Source organism: Actinomyces respiraculi (assembly GCF_014595995.2).
GTDB classification, from domain to species: domain Bacteria; phylum Actinomycetota; class Actinomycetes; order Actinomycetales; family Actinomycetaceae; genus Actinomyces; species Actinomyces respiraculi.
In genome coordinates this window covers 2,564,401-2,584,648 of record NZ_CP063989.1, presented here as the reverse complement: position 1 = coordinate 2,584,648, position 20,248 = coordinate 2,564,401, and the positions used below count along the sequence as shown (strand labels likewise).

Sequence of the window (20,248 nt, the reverse complement as noted above, 5' to 3'; positions counted from 1 at the left end):
GGCGCAAGCGCAGTCTCGGGGCGGGCACGGCACACAGACTGCCAAGACGCAGCAAAGAGACGCACCACCACCGATCGCCTAGCCTGGGGCGGTGAGTACCAACGACCCCCAACGCGCACGTCTCGCCCAGCTCGTCCGTGACCTCGCCGTTGTGCGCGGCACAGTCACCCTGGCCTCCGGGCTCGAGTCCGACTTCTACGTCGACATGCGCCGCGCCACCCTCCACCACGAGGCCGCCCCCCTCATCGGCCACGTCATGATCGACATGCTTGAAGAGGAAGGGCTCGGCACCGACGTGGTTGACGCCGTCGGCGGCCTGACCATGGGGGCGGACCCGGTGGCCACCGCCATGCTTCACGCCGCCGCCTCGCGCGGCCTCGAGCTCGACGCCTTCGTCGTGCGCAAGGCCGCCAAGGACCACGGCATGAAGCGCCGTATCGAGGGCCCCGGCGTCGAGGGGCGTCGCGTCGTCGTCCTGGAGGACACCTCTACCACCGGCGGCTCCCCGCTCGAGGCCGTCGAGGCCCTGCGCGAGGCGGGCGCTGAGGTCCTCGCCGTCGCCGTCGTCGTTGACCGTGCGACCGGTGCCCGCGAGCGCATCGAGGCCGCCGGCCTGCCGTACCTCGCCGCGCTCGGCCTGAACGACCTGGGCCTGGAGTAGGACGTGCCGGAGCTGAGAGCGAGCGAGGGCATCATCGCCTTTGGCGAGGTTGACAGTGCCGTCATCCGCCCCTGAGCTCCCGCCCGAGGAGGGGCACGACTACTGGGCGGGCCTGCCCCCGGAGGAGGATCGGCCGGCGGACGTCCGGCAGGTCGGCGTCGGACCCTGGCCCGGGGGAGAGGCCGCCTGGCCGCAGGACCCCCGCTACGACCCCGTGCTCCTGCGTGAGGGGGACCGGCGCAACGTCGTCGACCGCTACCGCTACTGGCACACCGAGGCCGTACGGGCGGACCTGGCGGCACGCGCCCACACGCTGCACGTCGCCATCGAGAACGTCAGCCAGGACCTCAATATCGGATCCATCGTGAGGTCCGCGAACGCCTTCAATGTCGGCGCCGTGCACATCGTGGGCCGACGTCGGTGGAACAAGCGCGGCGCCATGGTCACCAACCGCTACCTCGACGTGCGCCACCACGAGCAGGTCTCCGAGCTGCTCGTGTGGGCGGCGGCCGAGGGCTACGAGGTCATCGCGATCGACAACGGCCCCGGCGCCGAGCCCCTGGAGAGTGCCGAGCTGCCCGAGCGCTGCCTGCTTGTGCTGGGCTCGGAGGGCGCGGGGCTGAGCGAGGAGATGCTCGCGGGGGCGTCGCGGCTGCTACGGATCGGCCAGTACGGCTCCACCCGTTCGATCAACGTGGCGGCCGCTGGGGCCATCGCCATGCACACCTGGATCCTCCAGCACGCAGGCCCCGCCCCCGACTGACCCAACGGGACCATGATCCGGTATCGGCCGGGTGTTTTCCGTGGGACAATCGGCACGCACCACTGCACATTGACACTCAGGAGGCACACAGTGGCCATTGCAACCCCGGAGTCCTACGCCGACATGCTCGACCGCGCGAAGGCTGGCGGCTACGCCATCCCCGCGATCAACGTGACCTCGTCCCAGACCCTCTCCGCCGCCCTGCAGGGCTTCGCCGAGGCCGAGTCCGACGGCATCATCCAGGTCTCCAACGGTGGTGCCGCCTTCTGGTCCGGCTCCTCCCGCGGCGACAAGGTCAAGGGCTCTCTCGCCATGTCCGCGTACGCTTACGCGGTCGAGAGCCTGTACCCCATCACCTTCGCGCTCCACACCGACCACTGCCCCAAGAACCTGATCGACTCGTGGCTGCGCCCGCTGCTCGAGATCGAGGTCGAGCAGGCCAAGCGCGGTGAGCCCACCGCCTTCCAGTCCCACATGTGGGACGGCTCCGCCGAGACCCTCGAGGAGAACATCCGCATCGCCGTCGAGCTGCTGGCCCTGTCCAAGCAGGCCAACACCATCCTCGAGATCGAGATCGGTGCCGTCGGCGGCGAGGAGGACGGCATCAAGGGCGACGAGAACGCCAACCTCTACACCACGGCGGACGACGCCTGGGCCGCCGTCGAGGCCCTGGGCCTGGGCGAGAACGGCCGCTACACCACGGCCCTGACCTTCGGCAACGTGCACGGCGCCTACAAGCCCGGTCACGTCAAGCTCAAGCCCGAGCTCCTGGGCGAGATCCAGGCCGAGGTCGCCCAGCGCCTCGGCGACCGCCTCGCCACCAAGGTTGGGGACAAGAAGTCCCCCTTCGACCTCGTCATGCACGGCGGCTCCGGCTCCACCGCTGAGGAGATCGCCACGGCCGTGCGCAACGGCGTCATCAAGATGAACGTGGACACCGACACCCAGTACGCCTTCACCCGTCCGGTCGTCGACCACATGTTCAAGAACTACGACGGCGTGCTCAAGATCGACGGCGAGGTCGGCAGCAAGAAGGCCTACGACCCGCGCGCCTGGGGCAAGGCCGCTGAGAAGGGCATGGCCGCCCGCGTGGTCGAGGCCTGCGAGCGCCTGGGCTCCGTCGGCTCCGCCTCCAAGCAGCACTGAGCTCGGCTCCCGTCCGGTCCGTTGAGGGCCGACGGCGACCACTCAGTCATCACCCCGCCGCCCCGGCGCTCCATGAGCGCCGGGGCGGCGCCGTGCAGCCGGGTAAGCCGGGACGGGCGGGGGCGGCGTCGTCGCGCTCCGGTAGGCTGGCCGACGGCGTGCGTGTCGTCGCGCCGTTACCAAGCAAGGGAGCAGCCATGCCTGCGGTTGTTGTCGTCGGTGCCCAGTGGGGCGATGAGGGCAAGGGAAAGGCCACCGACCAGCTCGGTCAGGACGTTGACTACGTCGTGAAGTTCAACGGCGGTAACAACGCCGGTCACACGGTGGTCATCGACGGCGAGACCTTCGCCTTCCACCTGCTTCCCGCTGGAGTGCTCACCCCGGGTGTCACCCCGGTGATCGGCAACGGCGTCGTCGTCGACCTCGAGGTCCTCTTCGCTGAGATCGCCGAGATCGAGTCCCGCGGCAAGGACGCCTCCAGGCTGCGCATCTCGGCCAGCGCCCACCTCATCCCCTCCTACAACCGCATCATGGACCAGGCCACGGAGCGCTATCTCGGTGACCGCCAGCTCGGCACCACCGGGCGCGGCATCGGCCCGACCTACGCGGACAAGATGAACCGCGTGGGCCTGCGCGTGCAGGACCTCTTCGACGAGTCGATCCTGCGGCAGAAGGTCCGCAGTGCCCTGGAGCAGAAGAACGGGGTCCTCACCAAGATCCTGGGTGCCGACGCCGTGGACCCCGATGCGGTCGCGGATGACCTGCTGTCCTACGCCGAGCGCGTGCGGCCCATGGTCATCGACTGCTCACTCGTCCTCAACGACGCCCTCGACGCCGGCCAGACCGTCCTGTTCGAGGCGGGCCAGGCGACGATGCTCGACATCGACCACGGCACCTACCCCTTCGTCACGTCGTCGAGCCCCACGGCGGGTGGCGCCTGCACGGGCACCGGAGTGGGCCCCACCCGCATCGACTCGGTGGTCGGCGTCGTCAAGGCGTACACGACCCGCGTCGGTGAGGGGCCCTTCCCCACGGAGCTGCTCGACGAGATGGGGGACCGGCTGCGTGAGGAGGGCGGCGAGTACGGGGTGACGACCGGGCGTCCGCGTCGCTGCGGCTGGCACGACGCCGTCGTCACCCGTTACGCCTGCCGGGTCAACGGCCTCACCGACCTTGTGATGACCAAGCTCGACGTCCTCACCGGGCATGAGACGATCCCCGTGTGCGTCGCCTATGACGTCGACGGGCAGCGGGTGGAGGAGATGCCGCTGACGCAGACGGGATTCCACCACGCGCGGCCGGTCTACGAGGAGCTGCCCGGCTGGAGCGAGGACATCACGGGCGTGCGGCGCTTCGAGGACCTGCCAGTCAACGCGCAGAAGTATGTGCTGCGTATCGAGGAGCTGGCGCGTACCCGCATCAGTGCCATTGGTGTGGGCGCGGGCCGCGAGGCGACGATCACGCGGCACAGCCTCATCGGCTGAGGACCTGGACGGCGGCGCGGGGCGGCGCGCAGGCGCCGACGACGGCGAGGACGACGACCAGACCGATGCCGATCCACAGGAGCGGCAGCCCAGCGGAGTCCTTGGCCTCGGCGTGCAGCGAGCCCTACCCAGAACCGGCGGTCACGCCGCGAGAGCCTCAGCGTCGCCTGCGACGGGAGGCGCGCCGCGGAGCAGGCCGCGACCGCGGTGCCTTCCGCTCGTCGTCCGAGCGTGATGCTGCAGCCCGCCCGGCCGCTGCCCGTCGGTACCAGGCCGCTGCGCCGATGGCGAGGCCTGCGAGCACGACGCCGCCGATGACCCAGCCCGAGTGCCGGTCCCAGACGCTCAGGCCGGCGCCGGGGGTGGCATAGCCGGAGGCGGAGACGCCGTCGGACAGGACGTCGACGTCGGACCATGTGACGGTCGTGCCCTCCACGAGGCCGCCGCCCGACGTCACCACAGCACCGGGGAAGGTCAGGGTGACCCGCGCGTCGACCACGCCCGCTTGTGACGGTGCACCGCCCTGGCCGACGCCGTCGGACCGGACGGCGCCCTGGAGCGCGGACAGGTCCACGACGTAGAGGTCGCCGTCGCGCACCACCAAGGGAGCTGAGCCGTCGGGCGACGGGCTGACGGCGGAGGCGTCGGGGACCGTGACGCCGCTGATCGTCACCTCGCAGCCGACACCGCCGGCGTCGTCGGCGGACCCGACCGAGCGGGAGCTGACACTCGTGCCCACGGGGGAGCCGACGAGTGCGGGGTCGGCGTAGTCGGCGCAGTTGCTGTCCGGGGTCAGGACGGTGCCGGTCGAGTCGCGCACGTCGAGCACGACGTCGTAGGTGCCGTCCTCTTTCAGCGTCATGTCCATGTGCGCAGTGCAGCCCGCCAGGGCGATCGCGAGCAGTCCGAGCGCGGCAAGCAGGCGGGTGCGTCGCAGCGCGGGGCGGCGGTGGGGCAGGTCAGGCACGGCACGACGCTAGCGGCGCAGGGCACTCGGAAGCGAAGACCTCGCGCCCTGTGACAGAGACCACGCAGCTGGTCGGCGCGGATTTCGCTGTTAGGGACCTAAGTGGAGGTGAAAGCGGCACCCATCTGAGAGAGGATTGGGCTGACCACAAGAGTCAAGAATCCAAGGAAGGGACTCACACATGACTGTGACCGCCCAGGACGTTCGCGCCGCGGCGCCCGCCAACGCTCCCGAGGACGTTATCGAGTTCGCGATCCGCATCGCTGAGCTCGGCAAGCCGGAGAAGGTGTACTTCGCTGACGGCACCGACGAGGAGTGGGACCGTCTCACCTCCGAGATGGTCGAGTCGGGCGTGTTCACCCGCCTCAACCCCGAGAAGCGCCCTAACTCCTTCCTGGCCCGCTCCCTGCCGAGCGACGTGGCCCGCGTGGAGTCCCGCACCTTCATCTGCTCCGAGAAGGAGGAGGACGCGGGTCCCACCAACAACTGGTACGACCCGGCCGAGATGAAGGCCATCCTCAACGAGAAGTTCGACGGCACCTACGCCGGCCGCACGATGTACATCATTCCCTTCTCGATGGGTCCCCTCGGCGGCCCGATCTCCCAGCTGGGCATCGAGATCACCGACTCCCCCTACGTCGTCGTCAACATGCGCATCATGGCGCGCATCGGCACCAAGGCAATGGACCTCATCAACGAGGGCCGCACCTGGGTTCCCGCCGTCCACTCCGTCGGCGCCCCCCTCGCCCCCGGTCAGGAGGACACCACCTGGCCGTGCAACGAGGAGAAGTACATCACACACTTCCCCGAGACCAACGAGATCTGGTCCTACGGCTCCGGCTACGGCGGCAACGCCCTGCTGGGCAAGAAGTGCTACGCGCTGCGCATCGCCTCGACGATGGCCCGTCGCGACAGCTGGATGGCTGAGCACATGCTCATCCTGCGCCTGACCGAGGAGAAGACCGGCAAGCAGTACCACGTCACCGCCGCCTTCCCGTCGGCCTGCGGCAAGACCAACCTCGCCATGCTCCAGCCCACCATCAAGGGCTACAAGGTCGAGACCGTCGGTGACGACATCGCCTGGATGCGTCAGGGTGAGGACGGCCGCCTGCGCGCCATCAACCCCGAGGCCGGCTTCTTCGGCGTCGCCCCGGGCACGTCCTACAAGACGAACCCGATGGCCATGGAGACCATGAAGGCCAACACCATCTTCACCAACGTCGCCCTCACGGACGACGGCGACGTGTGGTGGGAGGGCATCGACGCCGAGATGCCCGAGCACCTCATCGACTGGCTCGGCAACGACTTCACCCCGGCTGACGCCGCCGAGGGCAAGAAGGCCGCGCACCCGAACTCGCGCTTCACCACCCCGGCCTCGCAGTGCCCGATCATCTGCCCCGACTGGGAGGCTCCTGAGGGCGTCGCCATCGACGCGATCCTCTTCGGCGGCCGCCGCGCCTCCAACGTGCCGCTCGTCGCCGAGCAGTACTCGCCCGCCCACGGCGTGTTCATCGGCGCCTCCGTGGCCTCCGAGGTCACCGCCGCCGCCACGGACGTCAAGGCCGGCTCGCTGCGCCACGACCCCTTCGCCATGCTGCCCTTCTGCGGCTACAACATGGCCGACTACTGGGGCCACTGGCTCGAGATCCAGGAGCAGCTCGGCGAGAACTTCCCGAAGGTCTACCAGGTCAACTGGTTCCGCAAGGACGAGAACGGCAAGTTCCTCTGGCCGGGCTACGGCGACAACTCGCGTGTTCTGGACTGGATCGTGCGTCGCGCCTCCGGCGAGGTCGAGGGCATCGAGGGCGTCACGGGCATCTACCCCAAGCGCGAGGACTTCAACCTCGAGGGCGCGGGCGTGTCCGAGGAGGACTGGGCCAAGATGTACGATATCGACCCGGACGCCTGGGCCGCCGAGATGGACGACACCGAGCAGTACTTCGCTCAGTTCGGCGACAAGGTTCCTGCCGCCATCCGCGAGGAGCTGGCGAAGTTCCGCGAGCGCATCGCCGCCGCCAAGGCCTGAGGGCTGACAACGTCTCACCCATGTGAGTGAGGACGGCTCCAACGGGGGCCCGGACCGTGTCGACGGTCCGGGCCCCCGTCCGTCGTTGGGCTTCGTCAGGCTTGAGGTTCCGGGCCGGGAGTGCGGTGGATCGAACGGGCCAGCGCGTGCCTGTGCTGCCCGCGTGTGTCCACGCGGCGGACATGACGGGGGTGCGGACGTTGCCCGTCGTCGGACAGCCGCGTGATTCCGAGGACGACGGCCGTTAGGCTGGTGAGGTGAAGATCCTGCTTCTGGGCTCCGGTGCGCGTGAGCACGCCCTGGCTCGCGCTCTCGCCTCGGACCCCGCTATCACCGAGCTCGTCGTCGCCCCCGGGAACCCGGGGACCGCCGCGATCGCCACGAACCTCCTCATCGACCCGACTGCCCCTCAGGAGGTCGTCGAGCTCGCCACTCAGATGGGCGCGGACCTTGTCGTCGTCGGCCCGGAGGCTCCTCTGGTCGCGGGCGTGGCCGACGCCCTGCGCGAGGCGGGCGTGCCCGTCTTCGGCCCCGGCGCCGAGGCCGCCCGCCTCGAGGGCTCCAAGGCCTTCGCCAAGGAGGTCATGGAGGCTGCGGGCGTGCCCACGGCCGAGGCCGCCGTGTGCGGCACCCGCGAGGAGCTCGAGGCGGCCCTGGACCGCTTCGGCGCCCCCCACGTCGTCAAGGAGGACGGCCTGGCCGCCGGCAAGGGCGTCGTCGTCACCTCGGACCGCGAGGCGGCCCTGGCGCACGGCCTGGCCTGCCTGGACAAGGAGGGCGGGCGCGTCGTCGTCGTCGAGGACTTCCTCGACGGCCCGGAGGTCTCCCTGTTCTGCGTGTGCGACGGCGCCACCGTGCGCCCCCTCGCCCCCGCCCAGGACTTCAAGCGCCTGGCCGATGGCGACGCCGGCCCCAACACCGGCGGCATGGGCTCCTACACGCCCCTGACATGGGCGCCCGAAGACCTGAGCGAGCGGGTCGTGCGCGAGGTCGCCCAGCCCGTCGTGGACGAGATGGCCCGACGCGGCACCCCCTTCACGGGCCTGCTCTACTGCGGCCTGGCGCTGACCAGCAAGGGCCTGCGCGTCGTGGAGTTCAACGTGCGCTTCGGCGACCCGGAGACCCAGGCCGTGCTCGCGCGCCTGACCTCCTCGCTGCCCGAGCTGCTGCTCGCCTGCGCAACCGGCACGCTCCATGACGTTGAACCCCCCACCTGGTCCGAGCAGGCGGCCGTCGACGTCGTCCTGGCGGCTCCCGGCTACCCGGGCACGGTCACCACCGGTGGCGTCATCACGGGGATCGAGGAGGCCGAGGCCGTTGAGGGCGTCCACGTCCTGCACGCGGGCACGGGTCTGAGTGACGACGGCGACCTCGTGGCCATGGGCGGGCGCGTCCTGTCCGTCGTCGCCCTGGGGGCCGACGTCGAGCAGGCCCGCCAGCGCGCCTACGAGGCCGTCTCGCGCCTGCACCTGGACGGTGCTCAGTACCGCACGGATATCGCCGCCGACCGCTGAGCGCGGGTGCGCCTGGGGCCCGGGCGCTGAGTGTGGGTGCGCCTGGGGCCCGGGCGCTGAGTGCGGGCGCGCCTGGCGCCCGGCCGCGGGGATGTTATCGCCCGTGACCCGCCCGCAGCCGCGCCCTGGTCCCCGGCCGGAACGCGCCTTCCGCACCGTCAGGCGCTGAGCCGTGGGGGGCGCCCCTATGTGGTGTGTCGAGCGGCGGCGGTTGGCTCGTCCGGGTCTCCTGGTGGTCACCTCCATCCTCTGCCTCGTTCCCCCCGTCGTCGATCTCGTTCGAGGGCCGTCGATCTCGTTCGCGAACCGTTGATCTCGTTCCCTCAACGAACGAGATCAACGCACGGGCAACGAGATCAACCCGCGGGCAACGAGATCAACCCGCGGGGAACGAGATCAACCCGACGCGCGCGGAGCCCGGTCGCAGGTGTGGGGGTCGCGCGAGCTGCTGGAGCGGGGGTGGACTGCGAGAGCGAGAGCGGGCGCACGGGTGCGGGTGCGGGGGCCGGGCGCCGGGGGACGGGCGCCACCCGCCACCCGCTCAGCCGGCCGTTGAGCCGGCCGCCACGGCGCGGGTGGCACGATGTCCCCATGAGCCCCGCCCCCATCATCCCGCCGGCCCCCGCGCTCGTCGGATGGAGCCACGTGTCCTCCGGGAAGGTCCGTGACGTCTACGCCCCCGCCGACGAGGGCCCCTGGGCCGGTCAGGACGTGCTCCTCGTCGTCGCCTCGGACCGCATCAGCGCCTTCGACTACGTCCTGAGCACACCGGTGCCCGACAAGGGCAAGGTGCTCACGGCGATGTCGGCCTGGTGGTTCGAGCAGCTGGCGGACATCGTGCCGAACCACATGGTCTCGGTCACGGACGTGCCCGCTGAGGTGGCGGGGCGCGCGATGGTGTGCCGCCGCCTGGACATGTACCCGGTGGAGTGTGTGGCCCGCGGCTACCTCACCGGCTCCGGGCTGGTGGAGTACCGGGCCTCGCGGTCGGTGTGCGGCGTGGCCCTGCCCGAGGGCCTGGTCGAGGCCTCGCGCCTGCCCCAGCCGGTCTTCACCCCGGCGGCGAAGGCGGCGCTGGGTGACCACGACGAGAACGTCTCCTTCGCGCGGGTGGTCGAGATGGTCGGTGAGCCGACGGCGACGGCCCTGCGCGAGGTGACGCTCGCCCTCTACTCGCGGGCGGCCGAGATCGCGCGCGAGCGCGGCATCATCCTGGCGGACACGAAGTTCGAGCTGGGTGCGGGCGCGGACGGCGCCCTGGTGCTGGGCGATGAGGTGCTGACCCCGGACTCCTCGCGGTTCTGGCCCGCTGACGAGTGGGCCCCGGGCCAGGTGACGCCGTCCTTCGACAAGCAGTTCGTGCGCGACTGGCTGACCAGCCCGGCCTCGGGTTGGGACCGTGCCTCAGGGGAACCGCCGGCGCTGCCGGAGCAGGTGGTCGAGCGCACGCGCGCCCGCTACCTGGAGGCCTACGAGCGTCTGACAGGCGAGCCGCTGGGGCTGTGAGAGCGGGGCTGTGAGTCCGAGCCGCCGCCGGGGCTGCGGGCCGACTGGCCGCGCAGCCGACCCGACTGGCAGCATGCCCTACTGGTAGCGCAGCACCAGCGGCAGGACGAGGGCGACGACAAGGCACCACGCGCTGAAGACGGGCACGGCGAGGCACTGCCAACGCTCCAGCGCCAGCGACGTGCGGGAGCGGTGGATGACGCCCACGTAGTGCCAGGCGGAGCCCGCCAGGTGGAGGAGCAGGAGGAGGTTGAGACCGAGAGCCGACACCTTGTTGGGGGTCGCGCCCCACACGAGCAGCCGCTCGGACATCGCCCACAGCATGATGAGGTCGACGGCGAGGGCGGCGAGGATCATCGCCAGGTGCATCCGCTCCAGCAGCCCGGCGTGGGCCTCGGGGGCGCGCGCGGAGACGGTGAACAGGACGATCGCGGCGACGACGACGAGGAGCAGGTCGAAGCCGATGAGGGTGCCGCGTTCGACGTTCCGCGGCCCACCGCTGATGACGACGACGAGGAGGAACCCGAGCAGGGCGAGGGTGAGGAAGGGGGTGAGGACGGCGGTGAGCACCGGCGCCATGTTCTCTATGGCGCTGCGCTTGAGGGTTACGAGCCACGCGACGACGAGGACGGCGCCAGCGGCGCACACGGGGATGACCCAATTGAGTGCGGTGTCGAGGACCGAATAGTCCCACACCGTGAGGAAAGCGGCGCCGAGGAGTGCGACGAGTGCGCCGCCCGCCATGGCGATGAGGACGTAGTAGATGACGGACTCCCCGAGGAACCGCAGCCAGTCCATCCACGCCTCGACCCGCAGCCAGCGGCCACCAAGGTAGGCGGCGCCGGTGAGCAGGAGCAGCGCTACGGGCAGGTGGACAGTGGTGAGCAGGAGGCTCTGCGACTGATCGTCCAGCGGCAGGACATTGACGACGACGACGCTGATGACGCCGGTGACGGCCAGGGCGATGAGCCCGCCGCGACCTGCGGGGCTGTGCCACGCCCGGGAGCGGATGGCGAGGTAGGCGGCGAGGAAGGGTAGGACGAGGAAGGAGATGTTGAGGGCGTAGAAGACATCTAGATCGGGCAGGTGCAGCTCGGCGGGCAGACGCACGGCCAGCCCGGCGGCGAGGCCGAGAAGGATCGCGAGCCAGGGGCCCCGTGCGGCCCACCCGTCCTGCGCCTCGCCGTCGGCGGTGGAGCGGGCGACGGCGAGGCGGTGCCACAGACGTTCGGTGTGGATCTGGGCGTACTCACGGGCGACGGCGTCCTGCCCGCCCAGCCGTCGCATGGCGATGAGGAAGGCTTCGTCCTCGGTGAGGCCGACGGCGCGCAGGTCCGCAGCCTGGTCGAGCAGGTGGCTCTCAAGCTCGGCGACGTCGTCGGCGTTCATGGCGGGGCGCGCGAGCATGAGGGTGCGCCAGGCGGCGAGCTGCTCGGCGGCCGTCTCCGGTGGGGCTGGGGGAGTGGACGGGGTACTCATGCTCTCTCCTTCGGGCGGGGCCCTGGGGTGGGGGCGGTTGACGAGGGGGCGCCCGGGGTGGCGCTCGGGACAGTGGCGTGGGCGGGGGTAGTGGCAGCGCTCGCGGCCTCGCGCAGGGCGTTGATGGTCCTGGCGGCGAGCTGCCACTGGGCCTCGAGGGAGGCGAGCTCGGCGGCGCCGTCGGACGTGAGGGTGTAGTACTTGCGCCGCCGGCCGGAGTCGGCCACACCCCACTGGGCGCTGATGCGACCGGCGCGCTCAAGGCGGTGGAGGAGGGGGTAGAGGAGTCCCTCGGACCACTCGAGCTGGCCGTCGGAGGCCTCGGCGATGCGGCGCAGGATCGAGTAGCCGTAGTCGGGGCCGGTGGATAGCACGAGCAGGACCATCGGGGTTGCCGAGGCGGCGACGAGGTCCTTGGACAGCGTCATGTCACCTCCGGACGGACGGATACCGATACCTAACGCTACTAGGTATCAGTAACCCTAGAAGTACGAGGTGTGTGTGTCAACGCCGACGGGCGTGGACGGCGCCACGCACGGGTAGAGTCGTGCCCGCACCCCACCCGCCCACCCAGGAGTACTGATGGGACGCATCATCGTCGAGGTCATGCCCAAGCCCGAGATCCTTGACCCCCAGGGCAAGGCCGTCGTCGGCAGCCTCCCGCGGCTCGGATTCGACCAGTTCACCGCGGTCCGCCAGGGCCGTCGCTTCGAGTTGACGGTGGAGGGGCCCGTGACCGACGCCCACCTGGCCGCCGCCGCCGAGGCCGCCCAGACGCTCCTGTCGAACCCGATCATCGAGGACGTCGTGTCCGTGCGGGCCGACGGCGAGGAGGCCTGATGGCCCGCATCGGCGTCATCACCTTCCCCGGCACGCTGGATGACGTCGACGCCCTGCGCGCGGTGCGCCTGGCCGGGGCTGAGCCCGTCTCGCTGTGGCACAAGGACGCAGACCTGCGCAGTGTCGACGCCGTCGTCGTGCCCGGTGGCTTCTCCTACGGCGACTACCTGCGCTGCGGCGCCATTGCCCGCTTCGCCCCGGTGATGGACGAGGTCATTGAGGCCGCCGGCAAGGGCATGCCCGTGCTGGGCATCTGCAACGGCTTCCAGATCCTCGCCGAGGCGCACCTGCTGCCGGGGGCGCTCATCCGCAACGACCACCAGCGCTTCGTGTGCCGCGAGCAGCGTCTGCGGGTGGAGTCGACGTCGACGGCGTGGACCGGCCTGCTTAAGGAGGGTGAGGAGCTCACTGTCCCGCTGAAGAACGGTGAGGGCAACTTCATCGCCTCCCCTCAGGAGGTCGAGCGCCTTGAGGGGGAGGGGCACGTGGTCTTCCGCTACGTGGGCTTCAACCCGAACGGCTCGGTCAACGACATCGCCGGCGTGCGCAACGCGCGCGGCAACGTGGTGGGTCTCATGCCGCACCCCGAGCATGCGGTGGAGCCGGGCTTCGGGCCGGACTCCGAGGCGGGCCCGCGTACCGGCACGGACGGCCTCACGCTGTTCCAGTCGGTGATCAGCATGCTGGTGGGTGCCTGAAGAACGGTCTTGGGCCCGTATCTCGCGTGGGGTGGCGTCACCCTCAGGGGTGGCGCCGCCTGCCGTTGGAGTGACGCTTGCTGCCGGGGTGGCACCGGAGTACGCGCCGGTGCGGGTACCGGCGCACGGTGTGGCCCGGGCTTGTGGATAATCCGGCGGGGCTGTGGATATATCGGCTGTGATTCACGCCGATGAAGGTCTGACAACAGGGTAACGGGCCGTCCTGACGTGAACCTGTGTGCGCCGTGGGATCACACGGAAATTGTTGCGCGGAACTCAGGGTACCCTGAGTAAAACGCCGTAATCACGACGATTCAAGGTGGTTATGGGTAGGTTGACAAGTACCTGGGATGCTGCTCGGCGGCCCTCGTACCGATGCTGTGAGGTGGTTGCCGCCGGGTAGCCACAGGGAGAACAGCGTCATCCCGGCACCCACAGCCTCATGTGCACAAGGCTGTGGATCCAGGGTGTGGATAACTCCGGTCACCCGGTGCCCTCGCCGTCGGACCGCGACCCGGCGAGAGGTTCCCGAACAGCACGGTGGGCCGGGACCGCAGACCCGACCCACCAGTTCCCGGGCCCCAGTCCCGGAGGTTCTGTCCCGAAGCCCCGGCGCCTACCCCAGCGCCCGGGCGATCGCGTCCACGACCTCGATGAGGTGGCGGTCCGGCAGGTAGCGACGACGCACCGCCTCGTGGGCCGCATCCCCCATCTCCTGCGCCCGCTCCGTGAACAGCAGGAGGTCGGCCGCCGCCGTCGCCCACGCAAGGTCGTCGTCGGCGGGCACGAGCGCGCCCGTGACACCGTCCTCCACCTGCTCCTGAATGCCGCCGACGGCGGAGGCCACCACCGGCGCCTTCTTCCACATCGCCTCGGCCACCGTCAGGCCGAAGGCCTCGACCAGCGAGCGCTGTGTGACCACCGTGCTCACGCGCTGCAGGGCGTTGACAATCGTGGCGTTGACCTCGCGGTCCGTGCTCGGGATTCCCAGCAGGTGCACCCGCGCCGCCGTCGACTCCGGCAGCGTGGCCAGCCGCTCCGTGATGTCCTCCAGGACGGCGGCCGCCGCCGGCTCACGCTCCGGGTCGGGCACCGGCCCCGCGATGACAAGGTGCGCGTCCGCGGGCAGCACGCCGATGTGCGTCGCGAAGGCGTCCAGCAGCTCCTTGCCGCCCTTGAGGCGGTCCCAGCGCTGGATCTGCGTGATCGTCCTGGCGCCCTCCGGCACGGGATGGTCGGTCCCGAAGGCCTCCTCCTCAGCCAACCCCCGGAAAGCGTCAGGGCGGGCGTCCTCACGAATGAGGGGGACGGCGTCGAAGGGTGCCTGACCGGCCACGTACCCGGCCAGGCGCACCACTGAGCGGGCCTCGTCGAGGTCGAGCACTCGGTTCTTGGGCGAGTCCGGGTTGATGGAGGGGGCAATGATGGCCGTGTGCTCCTCCTCCACATAGGGCGGCAGGTACTCCGGGCGTGAGGCGATGATGAGATCGACGTTCTCCAGGTAGTCGTCCAGGAAGGCCCAGGCGTGCTGGCCGGCCTCACCGGCGTCGGCCACACCAACGTGCAGACGCCACAGGACGGTCGCGCCCGCACGCGTGAACGCCTCGGCCAGGCCGGCCGTGGCCGGGTCGTGGAGGATGACGACGTCGCCGTCGCGCACGTCCTCAATGACGTTGTCCGCGTTGGAGGCCAGGACGTGCTCGTACAGGTCCCGCTGCTTGTCTCCCAGCTTGCCGCCGTCACCGGCTGCGCCGTGAAGGAAGTCGTTCAGGCGCGTGGCGAGGGTGACGAACTCAGCCGGGGCATCGAGCGTCAGCCAACGGGCGTCGATGCCCAGGCCTCGGGCGTAGCCCACGAGTGGCGCTACGATCTCGGCGGGACCGGAGGAGGCGGCTGCCGACGGCGTGATGGTCCAGACGGTGCGGCTGTCGAGCAGGGCGTGGGCGGCCTCGACGCCGTCGTGCAGCCGACGGACAGCGACCTCATCAAGGTGGCTCTCGAGGTCCGACAGTGGAAGCGGGGCGACGTCGATGGTTCTCATGCTGAAATCCTGCCCTGTTTGACTGTGACACGCAGCACTTTCAGGGGGTGTGTTGGGGGTGCGACGTACACGCGAGGGGATGCTGGTGGGCCTGCGCACCCGCTGCGTGTGAGGTCAATGGGCGGCTGCCCGGGGATGGGGAGGCCCGCCAGGACCGCGGGTATTCTTTGAGACGGCCCACTCCACACCCGCCCACAGGAGCAGCCGCATGATGGCACTCGAGCCCGCGAAGATCCCCGCCGACGTCGACAACCTCCGCCCGGTCGAGCACCCGGACACGACCCAGGACGCCGCCGCGACCCCCGACCAGGAGATGCCCTACCGCGAGCTCGGCCTCAAGGATGACGAGTACGCCTCCATCAAGGAGCTCCTGGGCCGCCGCCCCACCAACGCCGAGCTCGCCATGTACTCCGTCATGTGGTCCGAGCACTGCTCCTACAAGTCCTCCAAGATCCACCTCAAGCAGTTCGGCACCAAGGTCACCCCCGAGATGAAGCAGCACCTGCTTGTCGGCATGGGGGAGAACGCCGGCGTCGTCGATATCGGAGACGGCTGGGCCGTGACCTACAAGGTCGAGTCCCACAACCACCCCAGCTTCGTTGAGCCCTACCAGGGCGCCGCCACCGGCGTCGGCGGCATCGTGCGCGACATCATCTCCATGGGCGCGCGCCCCGTCGCCGTCATGGACCAGCTGCGCTTCGGGGCCGCGGACCACCCGGACACCGCCCGGGTCGTGCACGGCGTCGTCGCCGGCGTCGGCGGCTACGGCAACTGCCTGGGCCTGCCCAACATCGGCGGCGAGACCGAGTTCGACCCCTCCTACCAGCAGAACCCCCTCGTCAACGCCCTGTGCGTGGGGGTCCTGCGCCACGACGCCATCCACCTGGCCAACGCCACCGGCACCGGCAACAAGGTGGTGCTCTTCGGCGCGCGCACCGGCGGCGACGGCATCGGCGGCGCCTCCATCCTCGCCTCGGAGTCCTTCGAGGACGGCATGCCCGCCAAGCGCCCCAGCGTGCAGGTCGGTGACCCCTTCATGGAGAAGGTCCTCATCGAGTGCTGCCTTGACCTGTTCAACGCGGACCTCGTCCTCGGCATCCAGGACCTGGGCGCCGCCGGCATCTCCTGCGCCACCAGCGAGCTCGCCTCCAACGGCGACGGCGGCATGCACGTCGACCTCGAGAAGGTCCTCCTGCGCGACCCCTCCCTCACTGCCGGCGAGATCCTCATGAGTGAGTCCCAGGAGCGCATGATGGCCGTCGTCGCTCCCGACAGGCTCGAGGAGTTCATGGCTGTCATCGACAAGTGGGACGTCGAGGCCGCCGTCATCGGCGAGGTCAACGGCTCCGGCCGCCTGACCATCGACCATTTCGGTGAGCGCATCGTCGACGTCGACCCGCGCACCGTCGCCCACGAGGGCCCCACGTACCACCGCCCCTACGCCCGCCCCGCCTGGCAGGACGCGCTCAACGCGGACTCCTCCGACCGCCTGGCCCGCCCCTCCAGCGCCGCTGAGCTCACCGAGCAGGTCGTCGCCGTCGTCACCAATGCCAACCAGGCCTCCACCGCCTGGGTCACCAACCAGTACGACCGCTTCGTGCGCGGCGACACTGCCCTGGCCCAGCCCGACGACGCCGGCGTCATCCGCGTCGACGAGGCTACCGGCCGTGGCGTGGCCATCTCGACGGACGCCAACGGGCGCTTCACCAAGCTCGACCCGGCCACCGGGGCCGCTCAGGCCCTGGCCGAGTCCTACCGCAACGTCTGCACCGTTGGCGCCACACCCCGGGCCGTGACCGACTGCCTCAACTTCGGCTCCCCGGAGGACCCGGACGCCATGTGGCAGCTCGTTGAGGCCATCACCGGCTTGGCGGACGCCTGCAAGCAGATGGGTGTGCCCGTCACCGGCGGCAACGTCTCGCTGTACAACTCGCACGGCAAGGTCAAGGGGCTTATCGACTCCTCCATCAACCCCACGCCCGTCGTCGGCGTGCTGGGCGTCATGGACGACGTGCGCCGCGCCAACCCCTCCGGCTGGTTCGAGGAGGGCCTGGCGATCATCGCCCTGGGCGCCACCGCGGACGAGCTGGATGGCTCGACCTGGACGCGCGTGGTCCACGACCACCTCGGCGGCCTGCCCCCGAAGGTGGACCTGGAGGCGGAGATGGCTCTTGGGCGCGTCCTCGTGGCGCTGAGCGAGGCGGACCTGCCCGAGGGCACGAAGCTCGTGCGTGCCGCCCACGACCTGTCCGCCGGTGGTCTCATCCAGAGCCTCGTTGACGCCGTGCTGCGCCACGGCGTGGGTGCCAGCGTGGACCTGACCCCCATCGAGAGCCGCGACGGCGTGGACGACTTCACCGCCCTGTTCTCCGAGTCCGGGGCGCGCGCGCTCGTGGCCGTCCACGAGGCCGCCGTGCCGGTGGTGGAGGCTGCCGCGAGTGCCGAGAACGTGCCGTGGGCCCGCATCGGCACCACCGGTGGCGACATACTCGTCGTCTCCGGCACGGACCTGCTGGCCGACGGCGGTGCCGGCCGGCCCCTCATGCTCGACCTCGCCGAGTTGCGCGCCGACGTTGAGAGCACGCTGCCGGCGCAGTTTTGAGTCTCGCGCTCGCCCCACGCGCGCCCGGCCCGCGTGGGACGATGCCCACATGACTTCTGTGACCGCGTTAGACGAGCACACCTGGGCCGACGCCACCTGGCCCCTCGGAACCCACCTCACTGACGGGGGCGGCGTGACGATCGCCGTCTACGCCCCGGCCGCGACCCGTCTCCAGGTCGAGGTCTACCCGCAGGCCCTGGGGGCCGACGCCGTCGCCTCTTTCACGGCCGCCCGCGGCGAGGACGGGGTGTGGCGCGCCCACCTGGGCGGCCTCGACGCCGGTGCTCTCATCGGCCTGCGTGCCTGGGGCCCCAACTGGCCCTACGACGAGGCCTGGGTGGCCGGCTCCGAGGCGGGCTTTCTGGCCGACCTCGACGCCGACGGCAACCGCTTCAACCCCAACAAGGTCCTGTTCGACCCCTACTCGCGTGAGGTCAGCCACACGCTGTTCACCGACCGCCTTGCCGACCTGGGCATCGACGGCGGCGTCTTCGGTACCGGCGGTGACGACGTCGACGGCGTGCCCCGCCGCCAGATCGACACCGGCCGCTATGCCCCCAAGGGCGTCGTCGTCGCCAAGAACCGCGACCAGGGCGGGCCCGGCATCGACGGGCGCCCCAACCGGCCCGGCCTGCGCGCCGAGCAGACGATCATCTACGAGGCCGGGGTGGACCAGCTCACCGGCCACCCCTCCTCCGCCCGCCTCACCGACCTCCTGGCCGGGGAGCCCGGGTTCGAGGACGTGCCGGACATCCCCGCCGAGTACCAGGGCACGTACAAGGGTGTGGGCATGCTCGCCCCCTACCTCAAGGCCGCGGGCGTCACCACGCTTGAGCTCCTGCCCGTGCACGAGACCAACGCCTCCGAGTCCGGGCGTGCCGGCGCCACCAACTCCTGGGGGTACATGACCCTCGCCTTCTTCGCCCCCTCGCGCCGCTATGCCTCCGACCAGTCCTGGGGCGGGCCCACCCGTGAGTTCCGCGAGATGGTCGACGCCTTCCACGCGGCCGGCCTTGAGGTCTACCTCGACGTCGTCTACAACCACACGGCTGAGGGCGGCAACTGGAACGGCGACGTCGCCACGACCGGCTTCACCAGCCTCGGGGGTCTGGCGACCGCCGAGTACTACCAGATGACCGTTGACAAGATCCTCGTCGACGGCGCAACCGGCACCGCCAACCAGCTCAACTACTCCTCCGAGACGGCCCGCACGCTCGTCCTGGACTCGCTGCGCTACTGGAGCGACCAGATGGGCGTGGACGGCTTCCGCTTCGACCTGGCCACCGTCCTCGGTCGCTTACCGGAAGAGGCCGCGCCCGATGACTGGGGCAACCTCAAGCGCTTCTTCACGGACCACCCGCTGCTGGTCGCCATCGCGGACCTGGCTCGCGAGCGGGGCATCAAGGTCATCGCCGAGGCCTGGGACCTGTGGGGTTACGAGGTTGGCAACTTCCCGCGCGGCTGGGGTGAGTGGAACGGCCGCTACCGCGACGCTGTGCGCCGCTTCACCAAGGGCGACGGCAACACCGGCTCCTTCATCGACGTCGTCAACGGCGACTACCACCACTTCCAGGACAACGACGGTCCCCAGCGCTCGGTCAACTTCGTCGTCGCCCACGACGGCTTCAACCTTGCGGACCTCGTGTCCTACCAGGAGAAGAACAACGGCGAGGCCTGGCCCTTCGGACCTTCCGACGGCGGCAGCGACGACAACCTCTCCTGGGACTCCGGGGGCAGCCAGGTGCTGCGCCGCCAGCGGCTGCGCAACCTGTGGGCGGTGCTCATGCTGTCGCGGGGCGTGCCCATGGTGGTGGTCGGCGACGAGATGGGCCGCACCCAGAACGGCAACAACAACCCCTGGGCACTGGGGTCCGTCGCCATGCGCAACAACTACGCGATGATCGCCTCCAGCCAGCCTCAGAACGTGCCGGTGGTCGAGGGCGAGGACTGGGCCTACCACGACAACCTCGGGGAGTTCGACTCCCCGAGCGCGAGCGTGAACCCGCTGTTCCGCTTCACCACCGCGCTTATGCGGATGCGTCAGCGGCACCCGACGCTCCAGCAGGCCCGGTGGGGCGGCGTCGAGCCCGGTGGCGACGACGTGTCCTACCTCTTCCGGCGTCCCGACGGCGAGTCCTCGCCGCAGGAGGGTGACCGTGTGGTCAGCCTGCTCATCGACGCGCCCGACGACCACTTCGCCGTCATGCTCAACATGGACGACGAGCCGGTCGAGTTCGCCCTGCCTGAGGCGGGTCAGGGGCTTGCGTGGCGGCGGCTGGTGGACACGGCTGCCTGGGCGGAGCCCGAGTGCAACATCTGGGACGAGGGGACGGGTGAGGTGCTCGCCGGCCCACAGGTGGTGCACGCCTGGTCGGTCATGATCGCGCACCGCGACCCCGCGGGTCTCGCCGACGCCTGACCCGACGGCGCCTGACCCGGAGCAGGCGGGTGGAGCGGGCAGCACCGGCTAGGATGGCGCACGCCCTGTTCCCCGTCCGAAGGTTCGCTCATGCCAACCTCG

General features: G+C 70.4%; 15 protein-coding genes. 11 read left to right on the top strand and 4 right to left on the bottom strand.

Annotation, left to right across the window (positions count from 1 at the left end; all coding sequences use genetic code 11):
- Nucleotides 1-91: 91 nt before the first annotated feature.
- From pyrE to ID810_RS10760, 4 genes are all read left to right on the top strand, one after another.
- Nucleotides 92-661 (top strand): orotate phosphoribosyltransferase, encoded by a 570-nt coding sequence (gene pyrE, locus ID810_RS10775; protein WP_166857307.1) that lies wholly within the window; start codon nt 92-94, stop codon nt 659-661.
- A gap of 55 nt (nt 662-716) precedes the next feature.
- Nucleotides 717-1,424, top strand: coding sequence for a TrmH family RNA methyltransferase (locus ID810_RS10770; RefSeq protein ID WP_188232608.1), 708 nt, complete (start codon nt 717-719; stop codon nt 1,422-1,424).
- Nucleotides 1,425-1,514: 90 nt separating this feature from the next.
- A complete protein-coding gene (fbaA, locus tag ID810_RS10765) occupies nt 1,515-2,570 on the top strand; it encodes a class II fructose-bisphosphate aldolase (RefSeq protein ID WP_166857310.1) in 1,056 nt (351 codons plus the stop codon).
- Between the two features lie 197 nt (nt 2,571-2,767).
- The gene (locus ID810_RS10760; protein WP_166857312.1) at nt 2,768-4,054 is read left to right on the top strand and encodes an adenylosuccinate synthase; all 1,287 of its coding nucleotides are present in this window, start codon (nt 2,768-2,770) and stop codon (nt 4,052-4,054) included.
- Nucleotides 4,055-4,211: 157 nt separating this feature from the next.
- On the opposite strand, the gene ID810_RS10755 is transcribed toward ID810_RS10760, so the two are convergent.
- The gene (locus tag ID810_RS10755) at nt 4,212-5,021 is read right to left on the bottom strand and encodes an LppM family (lipo)protein (protein ID WP_188232609.1); all 810 of its coding nucleotides are present in this window, start codon (nt 5,019-5,021) and stop codon (nt 4,212-4,214) included.
- A gap of 181 nt (nt 5,022-5,202) precedes the next feature.
- Between ID810_RS10755 and ID810_RS10750 the strand changes: the two genes are divergently transcribed.
- The 3 genes from ID810_RS10750 to ID810_RS10740 all read left to right on the top strand — a co-directional run bounded on the left by ID810_RS10750 (nt 5,203) and on the right by ID810_RS10740 (nt 10,067).
- Nucleotides 5,203-7,047, top strand: coding sequence for a phosphoenolpyruvate carboxykinase (GTP) (locus ID810_RS10750; RefSeq protein WP_166857314.1), 1,845 nt, complete (start codon nt 5,203-5,205; stop codon nt 7,045-7,047).
- 257 nt (nt 7,048-7,304) lie between these two features.
- Nucleotides 7,305-8,561 (top strand): phosphoribosylamine--glycine ligase, encoded by a 1,257-nt coding sequence (gene purD / locus ID810_RS10745; RefSeq protein WP_166857316.1) that lies wholly within the window; start codon nt 7,305-7,307, stop codon nt 8,559-8,561.
- Nucleotides 8,562-9,152: 591 nt separating this feature from the next.
- Nucleotides 9,153-10,067 carry a phosphoribosylaminoimidazolesuccinocarboxamide synthase gene (locus tag ID810_RS10740; protein WP_166857318.1) on the top strand — a complete coding sequence of 305 codons (915 nt, stop codon included), beginning with the start codon at nt 9,153-9,155 and terminating at the stop codon, nt 10,065-10,067.
- Nucleotides 10,068-10,145: 78 nt separating this feature from the next.
- Here the strand turns inward: ID810_RS10740 and ID810_RS10735 are convergent, their stop codons facing one another.
- Complete coding sequence (locus ID810_RS10735; protein WP_166857320.1) at nt 10,146-11,546, bottom strand: permease prefix domain 1-containing protein; 1,401 nt, start codon at nt 11,544-11,546, stop codon at nt 10,146-10,148.
- Nucleotides 11,543-11,974, bottom strand: a complete 432-nt coding sequence (locus tag ID810_RS10730) for a PadR family transcriptional regulator (RefSeq protein WP_166857323.1) — start codon at nt 11,972-11,974, stop codon at nt 11,543-11,545. Before ID810_RS10730 ends, ID810_RS10735 begins: the two co-directional genes overlap by 4 nt.
- Before the next feature lie 154 nt (nt 11,975-12,128).
- Here ID810_RS10730 and purS point away from each other — a divergent pair, with 154 nt between their 5' ends.
- Both purS and purQ read left to right on the top strand, forming a co-directional pair.
- Nucleotides 12,129-12,386 carry a phosphoribosylformylglycinamidine synthase subunit PurS gene (gene purS, locus ID810_RS10725; RefSeq protein ID WP_166857325.1) on the top strand — a complete coding sequence of 86 codons (258 nt, stop codon included), beginning with the start codon at nt 12,129-12,131 and terminating at the stop codon, nt 12,384-12,386.
- Nucleotides 12,386-13,084: a phosphoribosylformylglycinamidine synthase subunit PurQ gene (gene purQ / locus ID810_RS10720; protein ID WP_166857326.1), complete on the top strand. Its 699-nt coding sequence runs from the start codon at nt 12,386-12,388 to the stop codon at nt 13,082-13,084. Before purS ends, purQ begins: the two co-directional genes overlap by 1 nt.
- 616 nt (nt 13,085-13,700) lie before the next feature.
- On the opposite strand, the gene ID810_RS10715 is transcribed toward purQ, so the two are convergent.
- Nucleotides 13,701-15,125, bottom strand: coding sequence for a glycosyltransferase (locus tag ID810_RS10715; protein WP_166857328.1), 1,425 nt, complete (start codon nt 15,123-15,125; stop codon nt 13,701-13,703).
- Nucleotides 15,126-15,333: 208 nt separating this feature from the next.
- Here ID810_RS10715 and purL point away from each other — a divergent pair, with 208 nt between their 5' ends.
- Both purL and ID810_RS10705 read left to right on the top strand, forming a co-directional pair.
- Nucleotides 15,334-17,727 (top strand): phosphoribosylformylglycinamidine synthase subunit PurL, encoded by a 2,394-nt coding sequence (gene purL / locus ID810_RS10710; protein WP_166857330.1) that lies wholly within the window; start codon nt 15,334-15,336, stop codon nt 17,725-17,727.
- A gap of 49 nt (nt 17,728-17,776) precedes the next feature.
- Nucleotides 17,777-20,146, top strand: coding sequence for an alpha-amylase family glycosyl hydrolase (locus tag ID810_RS10705; RefSeq protein WP_166857332.1), 2,370 nt, complete (start codon nt 17,777-17,779; stop codon nt 20,144-20,146).
- Nucleotides 20,147-20,248: the final 102 nt, after the last annotated feature.

Bases quoted from the DNA above. Each gene is read 5' to 3' on its own strand.
- ID810_RS10760 (WP_166857312.1), top strand. From the start codon at position 2,768: ATGCCTGCGGTTGTTGTCGTCGGTGCCCAGTGGGGCGATGAGGGCAAG.
- ID810_RS10750 (WP_166857314.1), top strand. From the start codon at position 5,203: ATGACTGTGACCGCCCAGGACGTTCGCGCCGCGGCGCCCGCCAACGCT.
- ID810_RS10740 (WP_166857318.1), top strand. From the start codon at position 9,153: ATGAGCCCCGCCCCCATCATCCCGCCGGCCCCCGCGCTCGTCGGATGG.
- ID810_RS10735 (WP_166857320.1), bottom strand. From the start codon at position 11,546: ATGAGTACCCCGTCCACTCCCCCAGCCCCACCGGAGACGGCCGCCGAG.
- ID810_RS10730 (WP_166857323.1), bottom strand. From the start codon at position 11,974: ATGACGCTGTCCAAGGACCTCGTCGCCGCCTCGGCAACCCCGATGGTC.
- purS (WP_166857325.1), top strand. From the start codon at position 12,129: ATGGGACGCATCATCGTCGAGGTCATGCCCAAGCCCGAGATCCTTGAC.
- purQ (WP_166857326.1), top strand. From the start codon at position 12,386: ATGGCCCGCATCGGCGTCATCACCTTCCCCGGCACGCTGGATGACGTC.
- ID810_RS10715 (WP_166857328.1), bottom strand. From the start codon at position 15,125: ATGAGAACCATCGACGTCGCCCCGCTTCCACTGTCGGACCTCGAGAGC.
- purL (WP_166857330.1), top strand. From the start codon at position 15,334: ATGATGGCACTCGAGCCCGCGAAGATCCCCGCCGACGTCGACAACCTC.
- ID810_RS10705 (WP_166857332.1), top strand. From the start codon at position 17,777: ATGACTTCTGTGACCGCGTTAGACGAGCACACCTGGGCCGACGCCACC.